General features: G+C 37.2%; 13 protein-coding genes. All 13 read right to left on the bottom strand.

Annotated features, from left to right (window positions below; all coding sequences use genetic code 11):
• Positions 1–13 precede the first annotated feature (13 nt).
• The 13 genes from hisS to ACSBRB_RS00985 all read right to left on the bottom strand — a co-directional run bounded on the left by hisS (position 14) and on the right by ACSBRB_RS00985 (position 15,717).
• Entirely contained in the window at positions 14–1,282 is a 1,269-nt protein-coding gene (gene hisS / locus ACSBRB_RS01045; RefSeq protein ID WP_435031224.1) for a histidine--tRNA ligase, read from the bottom strand.
• A gap of 334 nt (positions 1,283–1,616) precedes the next feature.
• A complete protein-coding gene (locus ACSBRB_RS01040) occupies positions 1,617–2,492 on the bottom strand; it encodes an N-acetylmuramoyl-L-alanine amidase family protein (RefSeq protein WP_435031223.1) in 876 nt (291 codons plus the stop codon).
• Positions 2,489–2,941 carry a D-aminoacyl-tRNA deacylase gene (gene dtd, locus ACSBRB_RS01035; RefSeq protein ID WP_435031222.1) on the bottom strand — a complete coding sequence of 151 codons (453 nt, stop codon included), beginning with the start codon at positions 2,939–2,941 and terminating at the stop codon, positions 2,489–2,491. Before dtd ends, ACSBRB_RS01040 begins: the two co-directional genes overlap by 4 nt.
• Positions 2,942–2,954: 13 nt before the next feature.
• Positions 2,955–5,144, bottom strand: a complete 2,190-nt coding sequence (locus tag ACSBRB_RS01030) for a RelA/SpoT family protein (RefSeq protein ID WP_435031221.1) — start codon at positions 5,142–5,144, stop codon at positions 2,955–2,957.
• A gap of 328 nt (positions 5,145–5,472) precedes the next feature.
• Positions 5,473–5,991 carry an adenine phosphoribosyltransferase gene (locus ACSBRB_RS01025; RefSeq protein WP_435031220.1) on the bottom strand — a complete coding sequence of 173 codons (519 nt, stop codon included), beginning with the start codon at positions 5,989–5,991 and terminating at the stop codon, positions 5,473–5,475.
• Between the two features lie 16 nt (positions 5,992–6,007).
• Positions 6,008–8,287: a single-stranded-DNA-specific exonuclease RecJ gene (gene recJ / locus ACSBRB_RS01020; protein WP_435031219.1), complete on the bottom strand. Its 2,280-nt coding sequence runs from the start codon at positions 8,285–8,287 to the stop codon at positions 6,008–6,010.
• Between the two features lie 267 nt (positions 8,288–8,554).
• The gene (gene secDF, locus ACSBRB_RS01015) at positions 8,555–10,831 is read right to left on the bottom strand and encodes a protein translocase subunit SecDF (protein WP_435031218.1); all 2,277 of its coding nucleotides are present in this window, start codon (positions 10,829–10,831) and stop codon (positions 8,555–8,557) included.
• Positions 10,832–11,139: 308 nt separating this feature from the next.
• Positions 11,140–11,400: a preprotein translocase subunit YajC gene (yajC, locus tag ACSBRB_RS01010; RefSeq protein WP_059107212.1), complete on the bottom strand. Its 261-nt coding sequence runs from the start codon at positions 11,398–11,400 to the stop codon at positions 11,140–11,142.
• Between the two features lie 15 nt (positions 11,401–11,415).
• On the bottom strand, positions 11,416–12,555 hold the full coding sequence (gene tgt, locus ACSBRB_RS01005; RefSeq protein WP_435031217.1) for a tRNA guanosine(34) transglycosylase Tgt: 1,140 nt from the start codon (positions 12,553–12,555) through the stop codon (positions 11,416–11,418).
• 20 nt (positions 12,556–12,575) lie between these two features.
• Positions 12,576–13,601: a tRNA preQ1(34) S-adenosylmethionine ribosyltransferase-isomerase QueA gene (queA, locus tag ACSBRB_RS01000; RefSeq protein ID WP_435031216.1), complete on the bottom strand. Its 1,026-nt coding sequence runs from the start codon at positions 13,599–13,601 to the stop codon at positions 12,576–12,578.
• A 1-nt stretch (position 13,602) separates the two neighbouring features.
• Positions 13,603–14,610: a Holliday junction branch migration DNA helicase RuvB gene (gene ruvB / locus ACSBRB_RS00995; RefSeq protein ID WP_435031215.1), complete on the bottom strand. Its 1,008-nt coding sequence runs from the start codon at positions 14,608–14,610 to the stop codon at positions 13,603–13,605.
• A gap of 28 nt (positions 14,611–14,638) precedes the next feature.
• Positions 14,639–15,247, bottom strand: coding sequence for a Holliday junction branch migration protein RuvA (gene ruvA, locus ACSBRB_RS00990; RefSeq protein WP_435031214.1), 609 nt, complete (start codon positions 15,245–15,247; stop codon positions 14,639–14,641).
• A 14-nt stretch (positions 15,248–15,261) separates the two neighbouring features.
• Entirely contained in the window at positions 15,262–15,717 is a 456-nt protein-coding gene (locus ACSBRB_RS00985; RefSeq protein WP_059107207.1) for an ACT domain-containing protein, read from the bottom strand.
• Positions 15,718–15,727 lie beyond the last annotated feature (10 nt).

Raw genomic sequence — 15,727 nt, 5'->3', positions numbered from 1 at the left:
CTTATCAATCTCCTTATTTATGTGCTTTGAGATAATCAGCGATTTTATCTAACTGAACAGTGTCAGATTCACCTGTATCCATATTTTTAATATCAATTTGTTTATTTTCTAATTCTCTGTCCCCGATCACGATGGTATAACGTGCATTTAATCGGTCGGCCTGTTTCATCTGACCTTTCATTTTACGTGACATGTAATCTTTATCTGCACTAATACCATCATGACGTAATTGATTTAAAAGTTTAACTGCATAACGGTCTGCATCTTCTCCTGTTGTCACGACAAATAAATCAAAATCTTCTTCCACATCTAACTCGATGCCCTCTTCTTCTAAAGCCATGAGCAAGCGTTCGATACTTAGTGCAAAGCCGATGCCTGTTTCTGACGGACCGTCGAGTAATTCAAGCAAGCCGTTATAACGACCGCCACCACATAAAGTGGTAATTGCCCCATCATAATTAGGGTCATCAATCATCAGTTCAAATGCTGTGTGTGTATAATAGTCAAGACCTCTAACTAAATGAGGATCTTCTACATATGGAATACCTAAATCATCAAGATGCGCTTTTACTTCTTCATAGTATTGTTGTGAAGCATCGTTCAAGTATTCCGTAATGCTAGGTGCATTTTGTACCGCTTCATGATTACGATCGACCTTGCAATCTAGGATACGCATCGGATTCGTGTGAAGTCGTGCCTGACAATCATCACAGAATTCGTGAATCACAGGTTCAAAGTGATCGACTAACGCATCATTATAAGCTTTACGAGAATCGATATCTCCAATACTATTGATGACTAGTTTTAAGTGTTTTAGTCCAAATGACTCATAGATGTGCATGACCATCGCAAGCACTTCAGCATCAATACTTGGGTTCTCAGCACCAATTGCTTCTACGCCAAATTGTGTAAATTGACGATAACGGCCTTTTTGTTTTCGTTCGTATCTGAACATCGGTCCATTGTAATAAAGTTTCACCGGTTGATTTGGATTACCGTGCATTTTATTTTCAATGTAAGAACGAACGACTGCAGCTGTACCTTCTGGACGCAATGTCATGCTACGTTGTCCTTTATCTTCAAATGTATACATTTCTTTTTGAACGACATCGGTAGAATCACCTACACCGCGTGCAAAAAGATCTGTACTTTCAAACATTGGCGTACGAATTTCTTTATAATTATATAGTTTCATTAGTTCATGTAATTTGTTTTCAATATAGCGCCATTTTTTCGTTTCCTCTGGCAAAATATCTTGTGTGCCTCTAGGGATTTTTATCATTCGACCAATCACTCCTTTTTGCAATAAAAAAGCCCTTGCATGACGCTCATGTCATACAAGGGACGAAATTCCGTGTTGCCACCCTAATTGGTTATAATTAATTATAACCCACTCTTGACGAATAACGTTCGTTACACGGCTTTAAGTTACTAAAGCACCTCTTCTTGTGTCCATGATTTATACTACGCAGCGTAATTTTTCAGCCAAGAATTACGTCTCTACACACAAATCAATTTGTGCTACCTTATTGTGAATAATCACCCAAGAATACGTACGGTTTTAAATATATTATTCTTAATTATCATAACGAGTTTTTTTATAATTTGCAAGTCCTTTATTCCATGAAATAATTACGTAACCCGTCTACAATCGCTTGTTCGATAATTTGTCTATGTAGTTTGTTATTGATGAGTTTTTCATCAGTAGGATTACTGATATATCCAAGCTCCAATAAGACAGCCGGTGCATTCGTTTGTCTTAATACTTGAATATTTTGCTGTCTTGCACCTCGATTACTAAATAAGGCTTTCTTCTGAATACTTTGATTCAACGTTTCAGCAAGGGCTGCTTGATCTTTTTTAAACCAGAAAACAGTAGCACCGTTCGCATTATCTGAATCTAAGGCGTCATTATGCAAACTGATAAACACGTCACCCTTAAGGTTTCGATCACCTAGGCTCACATATTCATCTTTTGTGCGCGTCATTTTGACTTTAGCGCCTTCTTTCTCAAGCAATGGTTTTAACTCTTTCGCTGTTTTTAACGTTGAGACTTTTTCTAAACTTTTATTCTCAGTATTACTTGAAGCACCTTGGTCTTCACCACCGTGTCCTGGATCGAGTACAATCGTTTTACCTTCGAGTGGATTTTCATTTTGCGTTTTATCTTTCGCAATATTCAAGTTGGTATGCCAACCTGCAATCCATCCTTTACGCTTGCCATCTGAAGATTCAACTTCAATCCATTTGCCATTTTCACCGAGTTTATTAAAATGCTCACCTTTATGGATGGGATAAAGTTCAGGATAAGACGCGTTCGGCCCAGTGCGAATTTCAGCGTCTTCGGTAACGTAAATCTTACCGCTGTCTTTATCATTATAATTTAAAAACGGGAAAAGCAAAATAACAAAAAGAATGAACGCAATTGCAACGATGAGTGTTGGCACATTGAACATATGATATTTCGTTAACCAACGCTTGATCTTTGTCATATCACTTTGCCATCCTGACTTTCATAAATAATGGTCACAGGTCCATCATTTTCAATATCGAACAACATATCTGTTCCAAACTGACCAGGTAATACATTTAAATCATAGCTACGCAAAGCATCGTTAAAGTATTCGTACAATTCATTCGCAGCTTCTGGATCCATCGCATTTGTAAAACCAGGACGGTTCCCCTTTCTCACATCTGCATAGAGTGTAAACTGAGAAATAGAAAGTATTTCACCGTCAACTTGGTTAATATTGAGATTTAATTTACCATTTTCATCTTCGAATAATCTTGCATTCGCGATCTTTTTAGCTAATGCATCGGCATCTTGTTGAGTAGAATGTTGACCTACGCCGACGAGTAAACAATAACCTTGTTCGATTTGGTTGTTGATTTCTTCATTTGTTACAGAAGCTTTTTTGACTCTTTGTAACACAATTCTCATTTCTATTGCACCTCTAATTCCATACTCTAGTTACGGTATAAACATCACCAAGCTGTTTGATTTTATCTACAACTTTATAGACATCATTTACATTTTTAACCATGATGCTCAGGTTAATGATAGCATTTTTATCGACATCTGAGCGACCAGAAACTTTGATAAGCTGACTTTTCGTCGCGTTCACTGCTTGTAAGACCTCATTTAGAAGACCATTTCTATCATATGCAGATACTTCTAAATCTACTTGATATTTCTGTGTTGTATCACGAGATTTAACCCATTCAACATCGATGAGTCGTTCTTTTTCATTTCTGATATTAGGACAATCGGTGCGATGTACTTTGATGCCGTGACCTTTCGTAATATATCCTACAATATCATCTCCCGGAATTGGGTTACAACATTTGGATAATTTAATTAGCACATTTTCAATACCTTCAACATAAACACCACTATCTGTGACAATGTTTTCTTTAATCGGCATGGATTTGTTAACTTCTTGTGCTTCATTGAGTGCTTTTTGTTTATCTAATATACGTTGCTTTTCCGTGAGTTTATTGACGACTTGTGTCGCAGTGATACCACCAAATCCCACTGCCGCATAGAGATCATCATGATTAGCAAAATTGTAGCGCTCATTCACGACACCGATGTTATCTTCAGTTAAAACATCTTCAACATGGTAGCCTTGCTCTTTAATTTCCGCTTCTACCATAAATTTACCTTTTTCTATATTAGATGAGCGGTCTTGTTTTTTGAAGAAACTGCGGATTTTATTTTTCGCGCTGGAAGATTTAACTATTTTCAACCAGTCGCGACTTGGGCCATAAGAATGTTTACTTGTTCTTATTTCAACGATATCGCCAGTTTGTAACACATAATCAATTGGCACTATCTTACCATTGACTTTGGCACCAATCATTTTATTACCTACTTCACTATGTATAGCGTAAGCGAAATCAATTGGTACCGCACCGTACGGTAATTCCATGACGTCACTTGCTGGTGTAAATGCGTAAACCTTATCACTTTGTAAATCAAATTTAAGTGATTCCATAAATTCTTCTGCGTCTGTTGCAGTCTTATTTGTTTCAGCAAGTTCTTTGAGCCAGCTGAGTTTATTGTTAAACGCTTGTGTCTTTTCATTAACTTGAACGCCTTCTTTGTATGCCCAGTGCGCGGCAACACCATGTTCAGCGATTTCATGCATTTCGAATGTACGAATTTGTATTTCTAACGGATCGCCATTCGGACCGACAACGGTTGTGTGTAACGATTGATACATGTTTTGTTTCGGCATGGCAATATAGTCTTTAAAGCGCCCTGGCATCGGTTTCCACAATGTGTGGACTAAACCAAGAACGGCATAGCAGTCATTGATTGAATTCACGATGACCCTAATCGCTAACAAATCAAATATTTGATCGAATTGTTTTTTCTGTTTCACCATTTTACGGTAAATGCTGTAGATATGTTTCGGTCTACCACTAATTTCACCCTTAATATTCATACGATCGAGTTCGGCTTGTATACGATCGATTGCTTTACTGATGTATGCTTCACGGTCGCTACGTTTTTTTCTCATTAAGTTAACGATTCTGAAATATTGCACACTATCTATATAACGGAGTGCAGTATCTTCTAATTCCCATTTAATCGTATTGATCCCTAATCGGTGTGCTAATGGTGCATAGATTTCTAATGTTTCTTTAGAAATTCTAATTTGTTTTTCGCGAGGCATAGCTTTAAGCGTCCGCATATTATGTAAACGGTCTGCAAGTTTAACTAAGATGACTCGGACATCCTTAGCAATCGCGATAAATAATTTTCTATGATTTTCAGCTTGTTGTTCTTCTTTAGATCTATATTTTACTTTCTTCAATTTCGTCACACCATCGACGATGACAGCGACTTCTTCATTAAACATTTCTTTTACGTCATCAAAGCTATAGCTCGTATCTTCTATAACGTCATGAAGGAAGCCGGCTACGATTGTTGGACCATCTAGATGCATCTCAGTTAAAATACCCGCGACTTGAATAGGATGCATTATAAAAGGTAACCCATTTTTACGAAATTGACCTTGATGTGCTTCGTAAGCAAGATGATAACTTTTTAAAACATATTCATATTCTTCTTCAGCTAAATATGATTTGGCTTTATACAACACTTCATCTGCACTATATGGATATTCATTATTCATTACAAACACCTCTATTCTCTTAACTATAAATCATTTCTTACGCTGTATATGCGGGTTCAATAACTAGATGTTAGGGAGCGTCCCCCTCTCAAGGGTACTTCGTTCTATTTTTATTGAAATAATAGTTCTATGATACTACATCTAGAAAAATAAATAAATAAGTTCGAAATAGAACAGTAATCATAAAATTGTCCGACACAGAGTAGATAGATCACTTTACTGACTCCCAACTCTGTTTGATAGAATCACTATCATGTGATTTGATGCCCCTTTGTACTAGAAAAGGCCAGGGTGTAGACCCTAGCCTTTTTATGTAGCACTTACGCTATTAAGAATCATATGAAATCAAACTCATAACATCATAATCTTTAATACGTTCAATACCGTTTAAATATTTAAGCTCGATAATAAATGCGATACCGACTACGATGCCCCCGAGTTTTTCTACTAGTTTAATCGCCGCTTCAACTGTCCCACCTGTCGCTAATAAATCATCTGTGATGAGTACGCGTTGTCCTGGACGGATCGCATCTTTGTGCATCGTTAACACATTTGTTCCATATTCTAACTCATATTCATATTTGATCACTTCACGTGGTAATTTGCCTTCTTTTCTCACTGGGGCAAATCCAATGCCCATAGAATATGCGACTGGGCAGCCGATGATAAAGCCACGCGCTTCTGGTCCCACGACAACATCAATTTCTTTATCTTGAGCATATTGTACGATTTGGTCTGTCGCATAACCATAAGCTTCCCCATTATCCATAATTGTAGTAATATCTTTGAAGTTCACTCCTTTTTCAGGCCAATCTTGAACCTCAGAAACATATTGTTTTAAATCCATTGTCATTTCCTCCTACTTAATTAACAGTTAGCTCTGACTTTATCCATGCTTTCAGTTTCGCAAAATCTTCATAAAGGAGCAATTGTTCTACTTCAATTCGTTGCAATCTCGCTTGATATAACTGACTTGATTCAATGCTTTTCTTTTCTGTCTGTTGATTGACAACGATACGATCTTCTTCATTTTGAATAAATCCAAGTTCTAAAAATACTTTTAACATAAACATCAATATATTCGGTTTTACATTTAAGAATCGGCATAATGGCATACCATCTTGTGCTAAGTGTAACTCGCCTTTTTTCAATAATGCTTTATAGCAATTTTTAAATGTATCAATCTTCGGCATGCCTTCAAAATAAATGGATTGATCGTGTTTTAATTCTAGATAGATTTGAGACAAATCAACATGTTGGAGCGTTTTCTCAACATCTTCCAATTTAGCTGGTAGATCTCTAAAAACATATTTATCATAATGCTGTTCAATCTCTTCACCATAGTAATAATAATTGTCTGCTAATTTCTCGCTTTTAGGATGAATGAGAAATGCGACATCAGACATGTCTTGATCAAATTGATTCCATTTATTTTTACTGCGATAATCTAGTATCTGTAGTTGATTGGTTCCTAAATCATCTATGATAAATTGAGGAGATTGATGTCCATTCCATTCGTTGATTTGTAAGGTGCCGATAATATCTATAGGTTGTTGCGTTTCTAGTTCTCTAATTAAGTTCCCATTATTCCAATAAAGCGCTTGTAAGTGTGAATCACCGAGCGTCAACTTCAAATGCTTACCTTCTTGTCCAATCGCTTTAGCTTGTATCATTGGCACATCTTGTAGTTCAAAACAAGGGCTTGAAAAATCTGTGCCAAAAGGTCTCAAACGATAGATGTCTTGAATGTTTTTGATTGAAATATCTGCTTCAGATAGTTTTACATCTACATTTTTTGTAGGCACTAAAGAAGTGGATGCTGTAATGCGTTCCATACTATCGTTTAGCGCTTTTCTTAATGGCTCTACTTGATCAATTGCTAATGTCATCCCTGCTGCCATATGATGGCCACCAAATTTATCTATTAAATCGGCATGTTCATTTAATATATCAAACATGGAAACTTGTTCAATACTACGTGCTGAGCCTTTCGCATGTTGTTGCTCAGTATCTATATTCAACAAAATCGTCGGTAAACTGTATGTTTCAACGATGCGTGAAGCTACAATACCTAATACACCTTCATGCCAATCTTCTTTTGCTAAGAGGAGAAATTGGTTGCCTTGATCAACTTGTGATTCGGCCATTTCCATCGCTTCATCTACAATTTGTGAAACAATATTTTTACGCTCTTGGTTAAAGAACTCAACTTGTTCCGCTAAAAATGTAGCTTCATCCTCTGTTTCAGCCATGAGCAACTCCGCTGCCATCGCTGCATCTTCTAATCGACCCACTGCATTTAAACGCGGCCCAATAACAAAACCAATCGTCTCTTCAGTAATCTCATCTTTATAACTTGCTTGCGCTAAGATTGCTTTGATCGATTCAGGACAATGCGTATTTAAGACTTCTAATCCTTCTTTGACAATTGTACGATTCTCATCTGTTAATGAAACCAAATCCGCTATCGTTCCAATTGCTGCTAAAGCCTTAAATTTCTCAGGTGGATCAGTGAGTAACGCTTGCGATAATTTGTAAGCAACACCGGCTCCGCATAAGTATTTAAATGGGTAATCAAACTCTGGATGCATCGGATGTACAATCGCATAAGCTGCTGGCAACGTGTCTCCAATTTCGTGGTGGTCTGCCACAATTACATCGACACCTAAGGATTGTGCAACTTCAATAGGTTGGTGTCCCTGGATTCCGTTATCCACAGTAATGATAAGAGATACGCCTTCGTCATGTGCATTTCTAAAAGCGAGTTCGTTCGGTCCATAACCTTCTGAAAAACGATTTGGTATGTACCATCCCACATGTGCACCTAATTCACGTAGCGTCGTGACTAAGATCGTCGTAGATGTCACACCATCCGCATCATAATCTCCATAGACCAATATCATTTCATTTTGATCTATTGCGTGATTAATACGTTCTACTGCTTTATCTAAATCACTCAGTAGATTGACATCATGTTCTGGAGTCGGCTGCTCTAAAATATGAGCAATCTCTTGTTGTTCTGTAATTCCTTTACTTTCAAGTACTTTTTTAACGATAGGAGTGAGTTTAAATTGTTCTGATATTTCATCAGAGATCGTTGCTGTTGTTGATTTTGTATCCCAATGATATTTTGGTTTAATCATGCTACGCTCCCTCTTTTCCACAAGCAATTATACATAATATCTCGCTAAATAAAAAGTACTTACAATTCGAGAATTTACGCACGTCGTCTTAAAGATAATAAAAAAGAGGTCGCACCTCTGAAACGCTTTGGCCATAGCCTGCATTGACGTGACGTTAACATATTATTGTTCAACGTTACCTCCAACGCAAGCTAAAGTTTAGTGAGCGTGTATGTTGATGAATATATCAACCAACATTTCAGAGAGATACTCGACCTCTTAAACATCTTATACTAATATTTTTTCTTCGTTTTTACGTTTTTCTTTATGAACCACTAATTTATGGTCATCAGATTTTTTCAATTGATGTTTTTTCATGATGCCCCAAAGTGGTACGGCAATAAATACAGATGAGAACACACCAGAAATTAAACCGATGAGTAATGCTAATGAGAAGTTGAAGATGCTTGAAGCACCTAAGATGAGTAAAGCGATCACCACAACAATAACTGTAAGCACAGTATTGATTGAACGCGTCATCGTTTGTCTTACTGAACGGTTCACAATATCATCAATTTGTTCTGGTTTCGTAATGACACGCATTTTGCGTAAGTTCTCACGTACCCTGTCAAACGTAACAATCGTATCGTTAATTGAGTAACCGACAATCGTTAACACGGCAGCGATAAATGTGATGTCAACTTCGATTCTGAATAAGCTAAATACCGCGATAATCATGAATGAATCATGAAGTAACGCGAGCACGGAACTAAGACCCATGCGCCATTCGAATCTGAAGGTTACATAGATAATAATACCGATCGCAGCATACATCAATGCTAACATCGCATTTTTAGCTAACTCTTGACCAATGACTGGTGAAACGGTATTGACGGTTGGATCGTTACCGAATTCATCATGTATCACATCTTTAATGTCTGATACTTGATCTTTAGATAAATCTTTCTTGAATTGTGCGGTAGCATTTTTACCATCGTTACTTAACGTGACTTGGTCTGGATCAAAGTCTTTTGATTTTAATACCTGTTCGACTTTTGGTTGCGTTACGGCGTTATCTGACTTGAAGTCAACGCGGGTACCACTTGAGAAGTCGATACCTAAGTTAAGTTTAAAGATTGATAATATGGTAACACCAATAATAATGACAATGATACTTGCACTAAATAATGGTTTAGCGAGTTTCATGAAGTCCCAACGTTCAAATGATGTTTTCAATTGATGCACATCGATACCTTCGTTGATATCATGAATTTTATTTTTATTCACACCGAACAACCAAGGACGTTTTTTGAAGAAGTTGGATGAAACCAGTAATGAAAGTAAAATTCTTGATAAGAATACGGCTGTAACAAAGATCATTAATATACCAAGAAGTAACATAGTAGCGAAACCTTTAACTGAACTTTCACCAAAGAAGAACAGTACGGCAGCTGCGATCACTGTTGTTAAGTTCGCATCGACAATGGTTAAGAATGAGCTGCTGTTGGCTTTTTTGTATGCCTGTTTAAGCGTTCGTCCAACCCTGAGTTCGTCTTTGATCCGTTCATACATGATGATGTTCGCATCGACGGCCATACCTACACCCAAGACGAGTGCGGCTAAACCAGGTAATGTAAGCACCCCGGATATTAGATTAAAGGCGACTAATGTTAAGTAGATGTAAGTCGTTAATGCAATGACTGCAACGATACCTGGTAATCTATAGAATCCAACCATAAAGATGTAGATTAATGCGATACCGATCGCAGCAGCAAGGATTGTTTTATCCAATGCATCTTGACCAAACTGTGCACCTACTGAGTTAGAATAGATTTCATCTAATTTAACAGGTAGTGAACCAGAGTTTAATAATTCAGCAATTTGTTTAGCTTCTTTGACACCTTCGTTACCTGAAAAACCACCTGAAATTTCTACGCTATCAGAATTGATCGGTTGATCTACTGTAGCAGCTGAAACATATTTCGGTTCGTCCTTGGCTACTTCTTTATGGTAAGAATCACCTTTTTCGAAGTCTAACCATACGACCATAATGTTTTCTTTTTTCTTAGATATTTCTTCGGTAACTTCTTTAAATTTCTCTTTATCTTTTAATTTAAAAGTTACTGCTGGCGAATTCGTATCTTGTTTAAACTCTTGTTTTGCTGAGCCTTGTTTGATATCCTTACCAGTCAGTTTAACATTATCGTCTGCATCTCGGATTGTTAAATTGGCTTGTGAAGATAACAAATCACGTGCTTGCGATTGGTTTTGAACCCCAGCTAATTGAACGCGAATACGGTTATTTTCTTCAACTTGAATCTTAGGTTCAGAGACACCAAGCACATTGACACGTTGTTCTAATGTTCTAGATGTTGCGGTGACGGCTTTATTATCAATTTTATCCCCGTCATTAAGAGGGTTAACTTGATAAAGGACTTCAAATCCACCCTGTAAGTCCAAGCCTAAGTTAACATCTTTAACTACTTTCTTATATGTAAGTCCCATCCCAGCAAACAATAGGACTACGATTAATACGAAAGCAATTATTCTACTACTTTTCTTCACATGAACACCTCATTATTTACTTATGTATTAAGAATAATCGAAAAGTTAAGTGTTGCGCAAGTTAAATTCAACATTGTTTTTTACTCGCCGCTTAACATCATAACACATTACTCTATGCAGCTAAAGAAACAACCATCAGCTCAAGGGTTATCGGAATATAATAAAAGAGGCTGGAATTTAATCGTTCCAGCCTCTTTTTATAACTTTTTGTCTTTAGTGAGGCGTGTTGATTCACATTTTACTGTGGGTTAACTTTCCTAGAAAACCCGACTGAGCATTTTGAATCAACCTTCGCCTTTATTCACTGATTATGATGGATCAACTTGTCTAACTGATTGTTTTTCAAGTGTGATTTCTGTACCACCGTTGTTAAGAGTTAATACGACAACAGTTTCGTCTACACTACGTACAGTACCTTTGATACCGCCGATAGTAGTTACGTTTTGACCTGATTGTAATTGGTTAACCATTTCACGGTGTTGTTTAGCTCGTTTTTGTTGCGGTCTGATTAATAAGAAATAAAATACAACGATTAATAAAATCGGTATTAATAATGAAGTAAGTTGCATGAAATATTCCCTTCCTTAAAAGTTTTTTGGGTTGTCTACATTAAGTCCATACTGTTCGAAAAACGTTTCTTTAAAATCGAGCAAACGATCTTCTCTGATCGCCTGACGAATATTTTCCATCAATTTAAGCAGAAAATATAGGTTATGATAAGTAGTAAGACGTATACCGAAAGTTTCTTCTGCTTTGATAAGATGTCTTAAATATGCTCTGCTATAATTGCGACAAGTATAACAATCACAATTATCATCAAGCGGTCCAAGATCATCTGCATACTTAGCATTTTTAATGACTACTCTACCATGAGAAGTCATACACGTTCCATTTCGAGCAATACGTGTAGGCAGTACACAGTCAAACATATCCATACCTCTAATACTGCATTCAATTAATGCATCGGGAGAACCGACACCCATTAAATAACGCGGTTTATCTTTAGGCATAAATTGTTGTGTGTATTCTACCATATCGTACATCACTGGTTTAGGCTCACCGACAGATAAACCACCGATAGCGTAACCTGGAAAATCTAAAGCTACTAATTCTTTAGCGCTTTGCTTTCTCAAGTCTTTGTATTCTCCACCTTGGATAATGCCAAATAGTGCTTGGTCTTCAGGGCGTTGATGTGCTTCTAAACAACGTTTTGCCCATCGTGTAGTACGCTCTAAAGAGTCTTTCACATATTGATATTCTGAAGGCATAGGTGGACATTCATCAAATGCCATCATAATGTCTGATCCTAAATCATTTTGAATTTGCATTGATTTTTCAGGACTTAAAAATAATTTAGATCCATTTTTATGGTGTCTAAATTCTACGCCTTTTTCAGATATTTTTCGTAAATTACTTAAACTGAAGACTTGGAAGCCTCCAGAATCAGTCAGTATTGGACCATCCCAATTCATAAATTGGTGTAATCCCCCACTCTTTCTAACGATATCATTTCCAGGTTGCAACCACAAATGATACGTATTTCCTAAAATAATTTTAGTGTCCATTTCATGTAATTCTTCAGGACTCATCGTCTTTACAGTCGCTTGTGTTCCGACTGGCATAAACATCGGTGTTTCAAACGAACCATGCGGTGTGTGGACGATTCCAAGCCGTGCACCTGATTGCTTACATGTCTTTATATGCTCGTATGTTACTGCAGGCATAATTTATCTCCCTTCAATCCTTATATAATGAACATCGCATCGCCAAAACTAAAGAAACGATATGATTGTTGAACCGCTTCATGATATGCATTTAAAATATTTTCTCGTGTACTGAATGCTGAGACTAACATCACAAGTGTGGATTTAGGTAAATGGAAATTCGTGATTAATCCATCAATCGCTTTGAATTCATATCCAGGATAAATAAAAATGTCAGTCCAACCACTTTTCGCTACGAATTGGTCTTCCGAAGAACGAATCGTTTCTAACGTTCTAGTTGACGTTGTACCCACTGCGATAATACGGTTACCTTTTGCTCTTGTCTCATTTAATAAATCGGCAGTTTCTTGTGTCATTTGATAATACTCACTGTGCATTTCGTGATCGTCTATATTTTCTACACTGACCGGTCTAAAGGTACCTAAACCGACATGTAAGGTAATAAACGCCATATTAACGCCTTTTTCTTTAATTTCATCTAATAATGCTTCAGTAAAATGTAAACCAGCAGTCGGTGCTGCAGCAGAACCATTTTCTTTGGCATAAACTGTTTGATAGCGTTCAGGGTCATCCAAGCGCTCTTTGATATAAGGTGGTAATGGCATCTCACCTAATTCGTCGAGTCTTTCTTGCAAAATACCATCATAATGTAAACGCATGATGCGTCCACCTTGTTCAAGCACTTCGATACATTCGGCAACTATTTTATCATCACCAAATGATAGTTTATCTCCTACTTTAATACGTTTGGCTGGTTTAAGTAACACTTCCCAATCATTGCCTTCAAGTTGTGTCAGCATCAACATTTCAACTTTTGCACCTGTGCCTGCTTTAAGACCAAATAAGCGGGCTGGCATCACTCTCGTATCGTTCAATACAAGTGTGTCGCCAGGCTTAAGATATGAAATGATATCTTTAAATGTATGATGACTCACTTCCCCGGTTTCTCTATCCATCACCAACAAACGACTTTCATCGCGTTCTTTTAAAGGGGTTTGTGCGATGAGCGATTCCGGTAATGGGTAGTCAAAATCTTCTATATTCACTTTATTCCCTCTTTCCACTTTCGCTGTGCCCAAAATGTTCGTAAGCATACGGAGTTGCTTTACGTCCTCGAGGTGTCCGTTCAATAAAACCTTGCTGTATCAAAAACGGTTCGTATACATCTTCTATCGTGACGCGATCTTCACCGATAGATACGGCAATTGTATCTAAACCAACAGGACCACCTTTGTACTGTTCTAAAATACAGTTCATCATTTTATGATCGATATGATCTAAGCCCATGTCGTCCACTTGTAATAAATGTAAGGCTTTTTTTGTAATATCAATATTGATATAGTCGTCTTCTTCAACTTGTTGAAAATCACGCACACGTTTTAACAAACGGTTAGCCACACGAGGAGTACCTCGACTCCGTTTCGCAAGTTCACGTGCGCTTTCTTTATCAATGGTTGTATCTAGTACATCCGCTGTACGTGAGATAATATCTTCTAATTCATCAGTTTGATAATATTCTAATCTTAAATGTACACCAAAACGATCTCTTAACGGCGCAGTTAAACTACCTGCACGCGTCGTTGCACCAACTAATGTAAAGGGTGGTAAATCGATACGGATACTGCGTGCTTCTTCACCTTTACCAATGACGATATCTAAATAAAAGTCCTCCATAGCTGGATAAAGCACTTCCTCAACCACGCTACTCAAACGATGGATCTCATCAATGAATAGCACATCGCCTGGTTGTAGACCTGATAAAATAGCTGCTAAATCACCTGGTCGTTCAATGGAGGGGCCAGAAATCGTACGAATATTCACATCTAATTCATTAGCAATGATATGGGATAATGTCGTTTTACCTAATCCAGGGGGACCAAATAATAAGACATGATCTAACGGTTCTTCTCTTAATTTTGCTGCTTTGATAAATACTTCTAAATTAGATTTAATCGTCTTTTGTCCGATATATTGTTTTAAATAATGAGGTCGTAACGATAGTTCAAAATTGGATTCATCATCGTGCAAAGATTGATCGACCATTCTATCATCCATTGTTGTATCCCCCTTTCTCTACTTATATTTAATGTACGAGTAATTGAAGCCCTTTTTTGACGGCTTCATCAACGCTTTCAACAGGTTCAGAAACCAGTGATTTTTCTACCTTGTTCAATTCACGTTTAGAGTATCCGAGTGCTTCAAGTGCTAGCAATGCTTCTTTGACGATTGGTGATTGACCACCAGTTTCAACTGTTTGATCGTTAAGTAATGCACCGCTATCTTCCTCAGAAATGATGACTTTCCCTTTTAAATCTAACACAATTTGACGTGCAGTTTTCTTACCAATACCTGGGAATTTCGTCAGATAACTATCATTTTCGTTTTCAATGGCATATTTTACTTCATTTGGTGTGCTAGAGGCAAGAATAGCTAACGCTGATTTCGGACCTATTCCCGTCACTTTAATCAAATTGAGGAACATTTCTTTTTCTTCTTCATTCATAAAACCATAGAGCAACTGCGCATCTTCACGCACGATCAATGAAGTATAGATTGTCACCTCTTGATCTAAATAGCGTTGAAAGCGATAAGAGTTCGGCGTTTGTATTTCATAGCCCACACCTGAAGTCGTTTCTACTACGACATGCGTAGGAAATAATTGCGTTAATGTTCCTTTAATATATGCATACATTGAATCTTCATCCTTTACATTGTCATACTTATCAATTCGACTCTAGATACTTGGTTAATATTTCGTAATGTAGATACCACGTCATTAAATTCTAAATCTGTACCTTGTGCATCTAAAGAAAGCGTGATCGTTGCACGGCCTTCCATAGGAATACTTTGATGAATGGTTAAGACAGAGAGGCGTAAATTGGATAACGTGTTAAGTACACGGGCGAGCACACCGACGATATCATTCACATAAAGAATGATAGTGAATTCACGTGTACTAGACATTTTCTCATCAATTGGGAAAATGGTATTTCTATATTTATAGAATGCACTACGAGATAAATCGAATTGTTTCACTGCTTCAAAAATCGATAAATTCGGATCATTTTTCAAAGCTTCTTTGATTTGAAGTGTTTTCACTACAGACTCAGGTAGTACATCTTCGCGTATTAAATAGAAAGAACTATAATCTTTTTTATCCATTTGATACACC

Origin of the sequence: Staphylococcus auricularis (genome assembly GCF_051172115.1) — a bacterium.
GTDB lineage: Bacteria > Bacillota > Bacilli > Staphylococcales > Staphylococcaceae > Staphylococcus > Staphylococcus auricularis_A.
This window is presented reverse-complemented; position numbering and strand designations above follow the sequence as displayed.

Excerpts from the sequence above, each read along its gene's own strand:
- recJ (WP_435031219.1), bottom strand. The coding sequence starts at position 8,287 with ATGATTAAACCAAAATATCATTGGGATACAAAATCAACAACAGCAACG.
- ruvA (WP_435031214.1), bottom strand. The coding sequence starts at position 15,247 with ATGTATGCATATATTAAAGGAACATTAACGCAATTATTTCCTACGCAT.
- tgt (WP_435031217.1), bottom strand. The coding sequence starts at position 12,555 with ATGCCTGCAGTAACATACGAGCATATAAAGACATGTAAGCAATCAGGT.
- ruvB (WP_435031215.1), bottom strand. The coding sequence starts at position 14,610 with ATGGATGATAGAATGGTCGATCAATCTTTGCACGATGATGAATCCAAT.
- ACSBRB_RS01025 (WP_435031220.1), bottom strand. The coding sequence starts at position 5,991 with ATGGATTTAAAACAATATGTTTCTGAGGTTCAAGATTGGCCTGAAAAA.
- ACSBRB_RS01040 (WP_435031223.1), bottom strand. The coding sequence starts at position 2,492 with ATGACAAAGATCAAGCGTTGGTTAACGAAATATCATATGTTCAATGTG.
- yajC (WP_059107212.1), bottom strand. The coding sequence starts at position 11,400 with ATGCAACTTACTTCATTATTAATACCGATTTTATTAATCGTTGTATTT.
- ACSBRB_RS00985 (WP_059107207.1), bottom strand. The coding sequence starts at position 15,717 with ATGGATAAAAAAGATTATAGTTCTTTCTATTTAATACGCGAAGATGTA.
- ACSBRB_RS01030 (WP_435031221.1), bottom strand. The coding sequence starts at position 5,144 with ATGAATAATGAATATCCATATAGTGCAGATGAAGTGTTGTATAAAGCC.
- dtd (WP_435031222.1), bottom strand. The coding sequence starts at position 2,941 with ATGAGAATTGTGTTACAAAGAGTCAAAAAAGCTTCTGTAACAAATGAA.
- hisS (WP_435031224.1), bottom strand. The coding sequence starts at position 1,282 with ATGATAAAAATCCCTAGAGGCACACAAGATATTTTGCCAGAGGAAACG.